Here is a 12570-nt window from a genome sequence, read left to right on the forward strand (position 1 = left end):
CGTCGCTAGGGTTACGCGTCCACCGCCGTCGTCACGGTAATCTCGACTTTCAACTCGTCGGCAGGCATTGGCGCGCATACGCAGGTGCGTGCCGGTGCATGACCTTCCGGTACCCAGGCATCCCATACCGCGTTCATGGCGGCAAAATCACCGCCATCTTTCAGGTAAATCGTGGCGCTCAGCAGCTGCTCACGGCTGGAGCCGATCTCTGTCAGCAGTGCATCGACCCGCGCCAGCATGCTCTCGGTCTGGGCGGTGATATCGCCATGGCGCGCGTCGGGGCCCGCCACCTGGCCGCACAAATAGGCCACGCCCTGATGAATCACCGCACGGCTCATGCGGGCTTTTGTATCATGACGCTGAATGCTCATGGTTCGTTCTCCTAGGTCGATGCAAAAAGGCAGTGTAAACCGCTACCCAGCCGCTGCCTATGCTTCTTAGCCAGCGAACCTTAAGTGGGTACGGGGCGGTGTTCAAACACGCGGCGCAGTACGAAGCTCGTGTGGGCCCCGGTGACCCCTTCGATACGGTTGATCACGTGGAGGAGCAGGTGTTGGTAATCATCCATGTCCTTCACCAGAATTTTGAGCTGAAAATCCGCCGCTTGTCCGGTAATGATCAAACACTCCACCACGTTGGGAATGTTACGGATATGACGTTCGAAGTTATCGAAGCGCTCGGGCGTGTGCTGGTCCATCGAGATATGCAAAAGCGCCATGAGCTGATACCCGAGCGGGCGCGCATCCACCACTGCCCGATATTGGGTAATCAGCCCATGCTCCTCCAAGGCCCGCACGCGCCGTAAACAGGGCGAAGGCGATAGCCCGATGCGCTCGGCAAGCTCCTGATTGCTGATGCGTCCCTCCTGCTGCAGGACCTCCAGAATACGGCGGTCGAAACGGTCGAGCGTCAAAGGCGTGGTAGCCATGTCGGTAACTCCTGCCAATTTAAAAATAGTTATTGATATATTCTGCCATTAAATCCTGTAAAAGCCATATTTTCGCAATAACCTGTCGCGGCCCATGCCTTAGACTGTGTTGACTGCCACAAGCGGTCCTCGATTGACGCCTTACCCAGGCGTCCCCCAAGGCTCTTCTTACCCTGACAGAGCACGCTCGAGCGGCTTGCGCCACAAGCGGCCGCCCCCAACAACTCACCGTTTTCAGGAAACTCACCATGCCTGCTTTTGATCATCGCAAATATCGTCCTGCTCCTCGGGTGCCCACGTTTGACCGTCAGTGGCCCGACCGGGAGCTGACCCAAGCGCCCATCTGGGTGAGCGAAGACCTACGCGATGGCAATCAGGCCCTGCTCGAGCCGATGACGGTCGAACAGAAACAGCGCTTCTGGCATCAGATCATCAAGGTCGGTATCAAGGAAGTGATGGTCGGCTTTCCCTCCGCTAGCCAGCCGGATTACGATTTCGTGCGCTGGTTGATCGAAGAGGATCAAATTCCTGACGACGTGACCATCGCCGTGCTCGTGCAGTGCCGGGAACACCTGATCGAAAAAACGTTCGCGTCATTGGTGGGCGTCAAGCGCGCCATCATCCACCTGTACAACTCCACGTCCACGATCCAACGGGAGCGGGTGTTCGAGATGGACCGCGACGGTATCACCGATATCGCCGTTCAGGGGGCGACGTGGGTGAAGACGTATGCCGAACAGTATCCCGAGGTTGATTGGCGCTTTCAGTACTCGCCGGAGAGCTTCTCCAGCACCGAAATCGATTTCTCGCTGGCCATCTGCGAAGCGGTGATGGATGTCTGGCAGCCCACCCCAGACAACAAGTGCATTCTCAATTTGCCCACCACCGTGGAAGTGGCAGGCCCCCACCATCACGCTGATCAGATCGAGTACTTCTGCCAGCATATTAGCCGCCGCGACAGCGTGATCATTTCGGTGCATACCCATAATGACCGGGGCGGTGCCGTGGCGTCCGCGGAGCTGGCGCTGCTGGCGGGGGCCGACCGGGTCGAGGGTACCTTGTTGGGTAACGGTGAACGCACCGGCAACATGGACATCGTCACGCTGGCCATGAACCTCTATAGCCAGGGTATCGACCCTGAGCTGGATCTTTCCAATCCCGACGAGATCATTCAAGTAGTGCACGAGTGCACCGGGATTGCGATGCACCCCCGCCACCCCTGGGTGGGTGAGATGGTGTATACCGCTTTTTCTGGCAGCCACCAGGATGCGATTCGTAAGTCGCTCAAACATCAAAAACCCGACGAACCGTGGCAAGTGGCCTATCTGCCCATCGACCCTCACGACATTGGCCGGGATTATCAGGCCGTCATTCGGGTGAACAGCCAGTCGGGTAAAGGCGGCATGGCCTTTCTGCTGGAGCGCGACTACGGCATCAACCTGCCTCGTTGGATGATGCTCGCGCTGGCTCCCTACGTGCAAAAAGAGAGCGAACGCCGTAATAGCGAGCTTTCCAGCGAGATGATTCGCCAAGTGATGTTCGATCATTTCTCCCATGGTGCGCCGCTCGCGCTGGCCGACTATCGGCTGTCGAAGGGGCAGCAGGAGGGAATCGATATCACGCTGTGGCAAGGTGCCGACACGCTGCGTTTATCCGGCACGGGGAATGGCGCGATGTCCTCCTTCACCGACGCTTGGAAACGCCATACCGGCAGCCACGTCGCCATACTCGATTACAGCGAGCACTCGCTGGGCGGCGATAGTGAGGCCAACGCCATCGCGTTTGTGCAGCTCAACATCGATGGTCAGCGCGTATGCGCCGTCGCGGAAGATAGCGACACGGTGAGCGCGTCACTCAAAGCCGTGCTTTCTGGGATCAATGCGGCACAGCCTGCTCATGCTGCCCAGCAAGTGGCGACCAGCCTCGCTTGAATCGCACCGTTGGCCGCCGCCCGACGGCGCAGCGGCCAACGCCATGCGGCCCTCATGGCTCAGCGTAAAATCAAGACCGGCAAGTGGGCGTGACGCAGCATCGCCGTGGTGGTGCTGCCCACTAGCAAATGACGAATGCGCGAGTGGCCGTATGCGCCCATCACGAGAAGATCGATTCCCTGCTCCTCTTTATAAGCACGTAGTGCTTCTTCGACCTCCCCCGCACGAATCGCCCCCTCGGCTTGGTGCCCCGCAGAGCGAAGGGTCTCGGTAGCCCACTCAAGCTGGGAGCGGTTCTCTGCGGTGTCCGCCCCGACAATCACCACGTGACACTCTGCACCGTCAAAGAGCGGGCTTTTGGCCAGCATGTCCACCCCTTTGCGGGCCGTGTTGCTACCATCGAAGGCCATGAGAATGCGCTTGGGCGGGGTGAACGTTTTGGGCACCATCAAAATGGGCCGATGAAGCTCGCGAACGACACGCTCGAGGTTAGACCCAAGGTGGCCGCTGGCCTGATGCGCCGTTTCTCCTCGCTTACCAAGCACCAGCAGTCGGATCTCTTTCTCATGTTCCGCCAGAGTATCCACGAGGGTGCCGTTGCGCTGCATGCAGGGAGGTTCTGAAAAGCCGGCCGCCTCGCTTCGCTCCCTCGCGGCATTCAACATTAACCGCCCCTGTTCGCGGGCCAGTTTTCCGCGCTGCTCTTCGATGTCCGAGAGCTGTTCCAACAGGTGCTCCCGGGTGCCTAGGCCGAGGTGGCCCGTCAGGTCAGGCTCTGCGACCTGGGCGTGATTGTCGACGGTGTGCAGAAAACGGAGCGGGGCTGAGAGTGCCGTAGCGGCCCACACCGCATAGTCACACACACTTTCTGAGTAGTGAGAACCGTCGATGGCTGCTAACACGTAATCAGACATAAGGGCGTCTCCTTGCGCGGGTGCATGAAAAGTTATCGTTATTCTGACTCTTTTGTACACGAAGAGGCGGATCGGCAACACCGTAGCGCCTGCTTTTTTGCTCGACTGCCGCTGTCTGCGCGCGCTCCCTTGCGGTGTTACACTTAGCCGCCTAGCGATTTTCACCAACACAGCGCGAGGCGTCATATGGGACATGGCATCACCAACGTCGTACTTGTCGGCTTGGGCGGCGCACTGGGCGGGATGGCACGCTTTGCCGTCTCCAATGCCATGGCCCATTTACTGGGTAAAGTCTTCCCGTGGGGCACGCTGCTTGTAAATGCCAGCGGTGCATTTCTTGCTGGAGGGCTGCTAGGCATTTACGGCGTGCCTAACGCACAGCCGTTTTGGCTATTTGCGATAGCGGGCCTGCTCGGTGGCTATACCACGGTGTCATCGTTTAGCTTACAGACCCTTGAGCTGTTCCAGCGCGGCCAGGCGATGCGTGCCGCGCTCAACATGGTCGCTACGCTACTGCTGGGCATCGCCATGGCAGCATTGGGCTGGTGGCTGGCCCAGGGTTGAAGAGGAGCCCTCGATGAACGTTAACGCCTATCTCGCCGTCGGCCTTGGCAGCGCTCTGGGGAGCGTGCTGCGCTATGGCGTCTCGCTGGTGTCGATGGCCGTGCTAGGTAGTCACTTCCCTTGGGGGACGCTGCTGGTCAACGTGTTGGGGTCCTGCCTCATCGGCTGGCTAGCCGCGACGACGTCCCGCCTGCCTCGAGGCGCGCTGGCACGACATCAACCGCTGCTGATAGCAGGATTTTGCGGCGGCTTCACTACCTTTTCGCTCTTTAGCCTGGAAACGCTGCACCTGACGCAGCAGAGCCACCTAGGGCTGGCGCTGCTTTACGGCGTAGGCAGCTTACCACTGTGCGTCGCCGCCGCCTGGGTGGGCGAGTGCCTGGCCTTTTTGAAAGCAACCGTGACCTAATCTCTTGAAACGCGAACAGCTCGAACAGCAGCAGTCATGGATCTATCTAGCGTTTATCGCGCTTGGGCTCTGCCTTGGCCTGCTGGCGCCAGAAGCGATGGCAGCGTTTGGGCAGGCGCTATGGCCGCTGCTCGGTTTCCTGCTCTTCGCCACCTTCACCCAAATCCCGCTGCTGCAAATAACGCAAAGTCTTCAAGATACGCGCTTCATGACGGCGCTGTTGGTAGGCAACTTTGTTGTGATTCCTGCGCTGCTGGGCGTGTTAGTGGTGTGGCTTCCCCTCCCGCCACCCGTGCTGGCGGGCATCCTATTGGTGCTACTGATGCCTTGCACCGACTGGTTTGTTACTTTTGCACATTTAGGTAAAGGCGACGCTGCCCGAGCCATTGCCGCGACGCCCCTGTTGCTGCTCGTGCAGATGGCGGCACTACCGGCCTATCTATGGCTATTGCTAGGCAGCGAATGGTTGCGATTGACACTCTCCCCTGCGCTACTGAGCGCCTTTTTGAGCTTGATGGTGCTGCCCCTGCTGCTCGCCTGGTTCACCGAGCGCGCAGCGCAGAAATTCATCACCATCGAACGGGCTACCCGTGCACTGGGTTGGATGCCGGTACCACTCTTGGCATGCGTGGTGCTGATCATTGCGGCTACTCAAGTCGCTCAAGTGTTGGCCTTGCGTCAGCTTCTCTGGCAGGCAGTGTTGATCTTCGTAGGCTTCTTGATCGTTGCAGCGTGGCTGGGCAAAGCGCTTGGCCACCTCTTTAACCTGCCGCCCACCAGTACTCGCACCCTGGTGTTTAGCTTCGGCACCCGTAATTCCTTCGTCATGTTACCCATTGCGCTCACCCTGCCCAACGGTTGGCAAGCTGCGGTGGTCATCATCGTATGCCAATCGCTGGTCGAGCTGCTGGGTATGGTCGCATACCTTCGCTGGGTGCCGAAGCGGCTAATCCCCAGCTCAGGTCACAAAAAAGCCGACGCTTACGGCAAGTAAGCGTCGGCGATGACAGGGTGCACGTGAGAGTTAGTGGCCGCCCATCAGTTTATCGACTGCGACCGGGTCGTTATGAACGGCATAGCGGTCTACCACGGTAGCGCTGGCTTCATTCAGGCCTATCAGCTCTACCTCGGTTCCTTCACGGCGGAACTTGATCACCACGCGATCCAGCGCCTGAACGGCGGTGACATCCCAAAAGTGCGCCTTGGAAAGATTGATGGTCACCTTATCGATGCTCTCTTTGAAATCGAACGCCGCCATAAAGCGCTCGGACGAGGCAAAGAACACCTGCCCTACCACTTGATACTCGCGCTGTGTGCCGGCCTCTACCTCTTTCGACCCCACGTACATGATATTGCCGACTTTGTTGGCAAAGAACAGTGCTGCCAGCAGTACGCCCACGAAGACCCCAATGGCGAGGTTATGCGTTCCCACCGTGACCGCGACGGTCGCCAGCATGACGATATTGGTACTCATCGGATGCTTTTTCAGATCGCGAATGGAGGCCCAGCTAAAGGTGCCAATCGAGACCATGATCATCACCGCCACCAGTGCCGCCATGGGGATTTGCGATACCCAATCGGCCAAGAACACCACCATCAGCAGCAGCACCACGCCCGCAATCAGCGTCGATAAACGCGTACGCCCCCCCGATTTTATGTTGATGACCGACTGTCCGATCATCGCGCAGCCAGCCATACCGCCCATTAAACCCGCACCAATATTGGCCACCCCTTGGCCTTTACACTCGCGGTTCTTGTCGCTGGGCGTGTCGGTCAGATCGTCCACGATCGTGGCGGTCATCATCGATTCCAACAGGCCCACGACTGCCAGCATGATCGCATAAGGGAAGATGATCATCAGCGTTTCGAGAGTCAGCGGCACGTTCGGCCACAGGAAAACCGGCAGCGTGTCGGGCAGTTCGCCCATGTCGCCCACGGTGCGAATATCCATACCGCTCACCATATACACCACCGTCAGCACCACGATGCATACCAGCGGCGAAGGCACCGATTTACCAATCATCGGCAAATAAGGGAATAGATAGATAATCCCCAGGCCTGCCAGCGTCATGGCATACACGTGCCACGTCACGTTGGTCAGCTCCGGCAGTTGCGCCATGAAAATCAGGATCGCCAGCGCATTCACGAACCCAGTGACCACCGAGCGAGAGACGAAGCGCATCAGCTCCGCCAGCCGCAGGTAACCCGCAATGATTTGTAGCACGCCGGTCAGCAGCGTGGCGGCCAGCAAATACTCGAGCCCGTGCTCTTTCACCAGTGTCACCATCAGCAGCGCCATCGCCCCGGTGGCCGCAGAGATCATGCCGGGGCGGCCACCGGTAAAGGCGATAACGACCGCAATACAGAACGAGGCATACAGCCCCACTTTCGGGTCCACGCCCGCGATAATGGAAAAGGCGATCGCTTCAGGAATTAGCGCCAGCGCGACGACAATACCTGAGAGCGTGTCGCCCTTAATGTTAGAGAACCACTCATGCTTACTGAAAAGTGCCATTCAGGGAGTCCATGGTTAGGGGGTTAAAGACATTGCGCGCCGCAGCCGCACACAAAGGCAGCACAAGAGCGCACGTTAGGAATAGATTGTCGGATGAATGCTACCAATCGAAGACGCACATGCGCCGATAGCTAAATAGCGGCAACGGGGTGCCATAGCACCGATATAACGCGAAGAGCGTTATGGCGCTAATAAGGAGGGGAAAACCTAGGGTGGAGTCATCAGCCCTGGTGTCGGCAGAGCAACGGCTGCCATGACATTGTTCATTACAGATAAACCTTACTGTTCTATCATCGTTATTCAGGCGAGGAGCGGCAGCCAAGTGCGCTCCAGTCTTCTTGAGCGCGATATTCTACCAGCAAACAGGCCCGTTCGCACCCGTCGCCCTAGACGTTTAGACGATGACCTTTCCCCCAAGCTTGGCTTACCATGGCACCCACACGGCGATACTACCGTCGCCTTCTCGACATCTTGATCTTCCCCACGCTACCGAACGAGAGGACCCGCACATGAGCCAGACAGTCGCAGTGATCAAAGGTGACGGCATCGGCCCTGAGATCATGGACGCCACCCTGCAAGTGCTCGACGCACTCGAGTGCGGGTTGACCTACGAATTCATCGATGCGGGCTTGGTCGCACTCGACAAGCACGGCACGCTGATTCCTCAAGCCTCGTTGGATGCCATCGAAAAGCACGGCATTGCCCTGAAAGGCCCGCTCACCACGCCGATTGGTAAGGGCTTTTCATCGATTAACGTGCAGCTACGCCGCCACTTTGACCTCTATGCCAACGTGCGCCCCGCCATCAGCTTTCCGGGCACCCGCTCCCGCTACGATGATATCGACATGATCACCGTGCGGGAAAACACTGAAGGGGCTTACCTCTCCGACGGTCAAGAAATGATCGATGACGGCAATACCGGCATCTCGGTGATCAAAGTGACCCGCCAAGGCTCCGAGCGCATCGTGCGCTACGCCTTCGAGCTGGCCAAGCAGAATGGCCGCAAAAAAGTCACCGCCGTTCACAAAGCCAACATTATCAAAACCAGCTCCGGCCTATTTTTAGACGTAGCCCGCGACATCGCCAGCGAGTATCCCGAAATCGAATTCCAAGAGATGATCGTGGATAACGCCTGCATGCAGCTGGTCATGAACCCTCATCAGTTCGATGTGGTCGTCACCACCAACCTGTTCGGCGATATTCTTTCTGACCTGTGCGCTGGCCTAGTAGGCGGCTTGGGCCTCGCCCCAGGGGCAAACATCGGTAAAAAAGCGGCGATTTTCGAAGCGGTACACGGCTCGGCGCCGGACATTGCAGGCAAGAAAATTGCCAATCCCTGCGCCCTGCTGCTCGCCGCCGCCCAGATGCTCGACCACCTCGGCATGACCGCCAAGGGGGATGCCATTCGTCAGGGGATTCGCGCCGTGCTAGAGAATCGCCGCGATATGGTCACGCCCGACATGGGCGGCACCGGCACCACCGATACCTTCGCCCAGGCGCTGGTGGAGCACTTAAAAGGCTGAGCCTAGCCCAGCCACACATCGAGAAACAGCATGATCACCAAGCCCATCGCTAGGCCAAACGTCGCTTTCTTCTGGTGGCCGCAGCGGTGGGTTTCGGGAATGATCTCATGGCTGATCACGTAGAGCATGGCCCCTGCCGCAAACGCCAACCCCCAAGGCAGCAGCACTTGAGACACGGTGACGACGCTGGCGCCAAACAGCCCGCCAATCGGCTCGATGAGCCCGGTCAGCGCCGCGATCGACCAGGAGCGCCACTTGGAGTAGCCCTCCCCCATCAGCGCGACGGCCACCGCTAACCCTTCCGGCATGTTCTGCAATCCAATGCCAAGCGCCAGCGGCATTCCACCCTCTAAGCCATTGGCACCGAAACCCACACCGACCGCCAGCCCTTCCGGTAGGTTATGAATCGCAATGGCAAACACAAACAGCCATACGCGACGCAGCGAAGCGGCTTCCGGCCCCTCTCTCCCCTGCTGGAAGTGTTCGTGCGGCAAACCTTCGTTGAGCAGCGCAATGGCCCCCATGCCGAGCAAAATCGCAGTGCATACCAGCGCTGCGGGCACCGGACCACCGGCGTAGTAGATTTCTGCGGCCTCCAGGGCAGGAATGATCAGGGAAAAAAACGAAGCCGCCAGCATCACCCCGGCCGCAAAGCCCAGCGCTAAATCACGAAACCCCCGACTTGGCGTTTTGCCCAGCAGCACGGGCAACGCCCCCACGGCGGTCAATAGCCCAGCCACCAAACTGCCTAAAAATCCTAATAACAGCGTATTTTCCATGAATATCGTAAACTCGATGTGCGATGAGAAGGAATGAACAACGACAAGGGGACACCGTGACCATCACCGCTTCGCTGGCCGCTACGCACTTCAGCCACATGCGCCCTCGCCTAGTCGCCTTTGCGCGCTTGCAGCTCAGAGATGCCGCCGCCGCTGAAGATGCCGTCCAGGAAACGCTGCTGACTGCCTTCGAAAAAAGCGCCACCTTCGAGGGCCGCTCAGAGTTCGAAACCTGGGTATTCGGCATTTTGAAATTCAAAATTCTCGATCAGCTGCGCCATCAAAAAAAGCAGGGGCGCTGGCAGCCGCTGAACGAGGATCTCGATGACGATACCTTAGACCGCCTGTTCGAGGCCAATGGGCATTGGCAACCCAACGCGCGACCCAACGACTGGGGACAGCCTGAGCATGTGCTCGACAATCAGCGCTTTTGGCAAGTGTTCGACGCCTGCATGCTCGCCCTCCCCGAGAACATTGCCCGTATCTTCAGCCTGCGGGAATTGATGGGGCTCTCCACTGACGATATCTGTAAGGAAACCGGCGTCTCCGAAACCAACTGTTGGGTTATTTTACACCGGGCTCGGCTGCGCCTTCGAGAGTGCTTAGAGCGCGGCTGGATTCGCGAGCAGGAGTAAATCCGTATGCTGATGTGCCGAGAAGCGACGCGCTTGATGTCGCTCAAGTTGGATAGAAAGCTGACCTTCAAAGAGCGCACGGCGCTGCGTGTACACCTCTCCATTTGCAGCGCCTGCCGAGCTTGCGCGCGCCAGTTCGATCTCATGCACGACCTAGGACACCGCCACCCTGCGGCCCCCGCCGGAGATGACCGCCATGACACGTAGCCAAAGACCGAACCACACGCTGTCCTATGCGGCTTGGCAACGCTTGTTCATGGGCCTGGGCGTCAGCAGCGTCATCGCGCATGCGGCCTTGGCACAGGAGGTGCGCTTTACACCGGAGCGAATGATGACATGGCCAACGCGTAGCTTCGCTGGAGAAACGCAGTACCGGGTGGTGGAAAAATCCGGCCAGCGCGTGCTTCAAGCAGATGCCTTGGGGCAAGCCTCCGCTCGCTATCTTGAGCGAACCATCGACCTAAACGCCACACCGTATCTGCACTGGTGCTGGCAAGTAAGCGGGATCTACCCAGGATTGGACGAAACCACCCAAGCGGGCGACGACTATCCGGCGAGGGTGTACGTCGCCCGGAAAACCGGCCTGCTGCCTTGGCAAGTCGAATCCGTAAACTACGTCTGGGCGTCCCAACAGCCGCAAGGCACTCATTGGCCCAACGCATTCACCGACCGCGCCCATCTTCTGGCCCTACAAAGTGGCGAACACAACGTCGGCCAGTGGCAGGCAGAAGTCCGTGATGTGCGCGCCGACTACCGAACGCTGTTTGGCAGTGCGCCCGACGAGATTCACGGCATCGCCTTGATGAGCGACGGGGACAACGCAGGCGGCAGCGCCAGCGCCTGGTTTACTCATCTCGGGTTTTCCGCCACGGCGACCCCACCTACCTGCCCCTAATCGTTAACTTACGTTAAAACAGATACTTAACCTTACCATTGTGACATTTTGTGCCACACCGATACAAAACAGTGTTTTCTATAAGAAACTGGTCTATTCTAAGCGCATTTAAAATACTGCGTTTGAGAGTCTGCCCCCATGTTCAGCCCCTTTTCCTCTGGAAATTTACGTGGCGCCCTGGCCCAGCACACGGCCTGTATCTACTTCTCTGTCGAGGGCATCATTCAGGATGCTAGCCCGCTATTTCTAGAAACGGTGGGCTACTCTCTGGACGAGATCAAAGGGCAGCATCACCGTATGTTCTGCTATCCAGAAGACACCCAGAGCGCAGCGTATACCTCCTTCTGGAAAGCGCTGGCCGCAGGAGAGGGTCAGCAAGGACGTTTTCGCCGTATCAATGCCTACGGTGAAGAGGTTTGGCTAGAGGCCACCTACGTTCCTATCAAAAATCGCCGAGGCAACGTCGTGCAGGTGTTCAAAGTGGCCAGCAACGTCACCGAGAAGCATCAGCGCGCCGCTCGTGAACGTGCCATCTTACAGGCGCTGGATAGCTCGATGGCGGTCATCGAGTTCACCCCCGATGGCTACATTCTGGACGCCAACCGCAACTTCGAGCAGGCCATGGGCTATTCGCTACATGACATCCGTGGCGAGCATCATCGTATGTTCTGTACGAAGGAGTTCTACCAGCAGCGCCCAGACTTCTGGAAGCAGCTCGCCAAGGGTGAGTTCAAGCAAGGCAAGTTCATGCGCTTGAATGCAAAGGGCCGCGTGGTATGGCTGGAAGCCACGTACAACCCCATCGTGGACGATGATGGCAAGGTGGTGAAGGTGGTGAAATTCGCCACGGACATTACTCGCGCCATGGAAGCATCCGAAGCCGCTCGCGCCACCGTGGGCAGCGCTCGTACCTCTTCCAATCAGACCGAGCGCATTGCACAAGAGGGGCTTGAGCACCTGCGTAAAGTCATCACTCACTTTCAGCATGCCAGCAGCACGCTGGGAGACGCGCAGCGCTTGATTAGCGATCTCAATACACAGGCAGAGCAGATCAATAAAACGGCCAACACGATTGCTCAAATTGCCAGCCAAACCAACTTGCTCTCTCTCAATGCGGCGGTGGAAGCGGCCCGGGCGGGCGAGCAGGGGCGCGGCTTTGCAGTCGTAGCTAACGAGGTGCGTCAGCTCGCCCGAGGCTCTAGCGACGCCGTCAACGAGATCACCCGAGTGCTCAAAGAGAACAGCGCCTTGGTGTTGCGCACCACTGAGGCGATGCAGCAGGTAGTGGAACAGGGACAAACCAGCCAGACCAGCGTGCAGGAGATCGAGTCGATCGTGAACGAAATTCTTCAAGGGGCACAGAGCGTTTCTCACTCCATTGAACGTCTGACGCTCGAACCTGCCTAACGGTGACGCCCTAGGAACACGAAAGCCCCGCCAGCTTGTGCTGACGGGGCTTTTTTAACGCGTACTATCT

Annotated in this window: 14 protein-coding genes; 9 read left to right on the plus strand and 5 right to left on the minus strand. The window is 58.4% G+C overall.

All coding sequences use genetic code 11. The annotated features are described in order from the left end of the window. Positions 1 to 11: 11 nt before the first annotated feature. On the minus strand, positions 12 to 371 hold the full coding sequence (locus tag CTT34_RS14245; protein ID WP_159343021.1) for a RidA family protein: 360 nt from the start codon (positions 369 to 371) through the stop codon (positions 12 to 14). Positions 372 to 451: 80 nt separating this feature from the next. After that, a complete protein-coding gene (locus tag CTT34_RS14250) occupies positions 452 to 928 on the minus strand; it encodes an Lrp/AsnC family transcriptional regulator (protein ID WP_159343022.1) in 477 nt (158 codons plus the stop codon). 248 nt (positions 929 to 1176) lie between these two features. Between CTT34_RS14250 and CTT34_RS14255 the strand changes: the two genes are divergently transcribed. Beyond that, on the plus strand, positions 1177 to 2859 hold the full coding sequence (locus CTT34_RS14255) for a 2-isopropylmalate synthase (RefSeq protein ID WP_159343023.1): 1683 nt from the start codon (positions 1177 to 1179) through the stop codon (positions 2857 to 2859). Between the two features lie 59 nt (positions 2860 to 2918). On the opposite strand, the gene CTT34_RS14260 is transcribed toward CTT34_RS14255, so the two are convergent. Beyond that, the gene (locus CTT34_RS14260) at positions 2919 to 3773 is read right to left on the minus strand and encodes a universal stress protein (RefSeq protein WP_159343024.1); all 855 of its coding nucleotides are present in this window, start codon (positions 3771 to 3773) and stop codon (positions 2919 to 2921) included. Between the two features lie 186 nt (positions 3774 to 3959). Between CTT34_RS14260 and crcB (CTT34_RS14265) the strand changes: the two genes are divergently transcribed. From crcB (CTT34_RS14265) to CTT34_RS14275, 3 genes are read left to right on the plus strand one after another with little or no spacing between them, the layout of a single operon-like run. After that, on the plus strand, positions 3960 to 4337 hold the full coding sequence (crcB, locus tag CTT34_RS14265) for a fluoride efflux transporter CrcB (protein WP_159343025.1): 378 nt from the start codon (positions 3960 to 3962) through the stop codon (positions 4335 to 4337). 13 nt (positions 4338 to 4350) lie between these two features. After that, the gene (gene crcB, locus CTT34_RS14270) at positions 4351 to 4746 is read left to right on the plus strand and encodes a fluoride efflux transporter CrcB (protein ID WP_159343026.1); all 396 of its coding nucleotides are present in this window, start codon (positions 4351 to 4353) and stop codon (positions 4744 to 4746) included. Positions 4747 to 4750: 4 nt separating this feature from the next. Then, positions 4751 to 5740, plus strand: coding sequence for a bile acid:sodium symporter family protein (locus CTT34_RS14275; RefSeq protein WP_254436392.1), 990 nt, complete (start codon positions 4751 to 4753; stop codon positions 5738 to 5740). A 30-nt stretch (positions 5741 to 5770) separates the two neighbouring features. Here CTT34_RS14275 and CTT34_RS14280 read toward each other — a convergent pair whose 3' ends face one another. Beyond that, entirely contained in the window at positions 5771 to 7261 is a 1491-nt protein-coding gene (locus CTT34_RS14280; protein ID WP_159343027.1) for a SulP family inorganic anion transporter, read from the minus strand. A gap of 509 nt (positions 7262 to 7770) precedes the next feature. Here CTT34_RS14280 and CTT34_RS14285 point away from each other — a divergent pair. Beyond that, a complete protein-coding gene (locus CTT34_RS14285) occupies positions 7771 to 8784 on the plus strand; it encodes an isocitrate dehydrogenase (RefSeq protein WP_159343028.1) in 1014 nt (337 codons plus the stop codon). 2 nt (positions 8785 to 8786) lie between these two features. On the opposite strand, the gene CTT34_RS14290 is transcribed toward CTT34_RS14285, so the two are convergent. Then, positions 8787 to 9563, minus strand: coding sequence for a ZIP family metal transporter (locus tag CTT34_RS14290; RefSeq protein WP_159343029.1), 777 nt, complete (start codon positions 9561 to 9563; stop codon positions 8787 to 8789). Between the two features lie 56 nt (positions 9564 to 9619). Between CTT34_RS14290 and CTT34_RS14295 the strand changes: the two genes are divergently transcribed. The 4 genes from CTT34_RS14295 to CTT34_RS14310 all read left to right on the plus strand — a co-directional run bounded on the left by CTT34_RS14295 (position 9620) and on the right by CTT34_RS14310 (position 12500). Then, complete coding sequence (locus CTT34_RS14295) at positions 9620 to 10198, plus strand: sigma-70 family RNA polymerase sigma factor (RefSeq protein ID WP_159343030.1); 579 nt, start codon at positions 9620 to 9622, stop codon at positions 10196 to 10198. Between the two features lie 6 nt (positions 10199 to 10204). Beyond that, on the plus strand, positions 10205 to 10405 hold the full coding sequence (locus CTT34_RS14300; RefSeq protein ID WP_159343031.1) for a zf-HC2 domain-containing protein: 201 nt from the start codon (positions 10205 to 10207) through the stop codon (positions 10403 to 10405). Further along, the gene (locus CTT34_RS14305) at positions 10395 to 11093 is read left to right on the plus strand and encodes a DUF3047 domain-containing protein (RefSeq protein ID WP_254436393.1); all 699 of its coding nucleotides are present in this window, start codon (positions 10395 to 10397) and stop codon (positions 11091 to 11093) included. The genes CTT34_RS14300 and CTT34_RS14305 overlap by 11 nt, the downstream gene beginning before the upstream one ends. Before the next feature lie 138 nt (positions 11094 to 11231). After that, positions 11232 to 12500 carry a methyl-accepting chemotaxis protein gene (locus CTT34_RS14310; protein ID WP_159343032.1) on the plus strand — a complete coding sequence of 423 codons (1269 nt, stop codon included), beginning with the start codon at positions 11232 to 11234 and terminating at the stop codon, positions 12498 to 12500. The last annotated feature ends 70 nt before the right edge of the window (positions 12501 to 12570 follow it).

The organism is Halomonas meridiana (genome assembly GCF_009846525.1).
In the GTDB taxonomy this organism is placed as follows: Bacteria; Pseudomonadota; Gammaproteobacteria; order Pseudomonadales; family Halomonadaceae; genus Vreelandella.

What these genes read in the sequence shown, in the direction of transcription:
- CTT34_RS14245 (WP_159343021.1), bottom strand. Translation starts at nt 371, where the DNA reads ATGAGCATTCAGCGTCATGATACAAAAGCCCGCATGAGCCGTGCGGTG.
- CTT34_RS14250 (WP_159343022.1), bottom strand. Translation starts at nt 928, where the DNA reads ATGGCTACCACGCCTTTGACGCTCGACCGTTTCGACCGCCGTATTCTG.
- CTT34_RS14255 (WP_159343023.1), top strand. Translation starts at nt 1,177, where the DNA reads ATGCCTGCTTTTGATCATCGCAAATATCGTCCTGCTCCTCGGGTGCCC.
- CTT34_RS14260 (WP_159343024.1), bottom strand. Translation starts at nt 3,773, where the DNA reads ATGTCTGATTACGTGTTAGCAGCCATCGACGGTTCTCACTACTCAGAA.
- crcB (WP_159343025.1), top strand. Translation starts at nt 3,960, where the DNA reads ATGGGACATGGCATCACCAACGTCGTACTTGTCGGCTTGGGCGGCGCA.
- crcB (WP_159343026.1), top strand. Translation starts at nt 4,351, where the DNA reads ATGAACGTTAACGCCTATCTCGCCGTCGGCCTTGGCAGCGCTCTGGGG.
- CTT34_RS14280 (WP_159343027.1), bottom strand. Translation starts at nt 7,261, where the DNA reads ATGGCACTTTTCAGTAAGCATGAGTGGTTCTCTAACATTAAGGGCGAC.
- CTT34_RS14285 (WP_159343028.1), top strand. Translation starts at nt 7,771, where the DNA reads ATGAGCCAGACAGTCGCAGTGATCAAAGGTGACGGCATCGGCCCTGAG.
- CTT34_RS14290 (WP_159343029.1), bottom strand. Translation starts at nt 9,563, where the DNA reads ATGGAAAATACGCTGTTATTAGGATTTTTAGGCAGTTTGGTGGCTGGG.
- CTT34_RS14300 (WP_159343031.1), top strand. Translation starts at nt 10,205, where the DNA reads ATGCTGATGTGCCGAGAAGCGACGCGCTTGATGTCGCTCAAGTTGGAT.
- CTT34_RS14305 (WP_254436393.1), top strand. Translation starts at nt 10,395, where the DNA reads ATGACACGTAGCCAAAGACCGAACCACACGCTGTCCTATGCGGCTTGG.
- CTT34_RS14310 (WP_159343032.1), top strand. Translation starts at nt 11,232, where the DNA reads ATGTTCAGCCCCTTTTCCTCTGGAAATTTACGTGGCGCCCTGGCCCAG.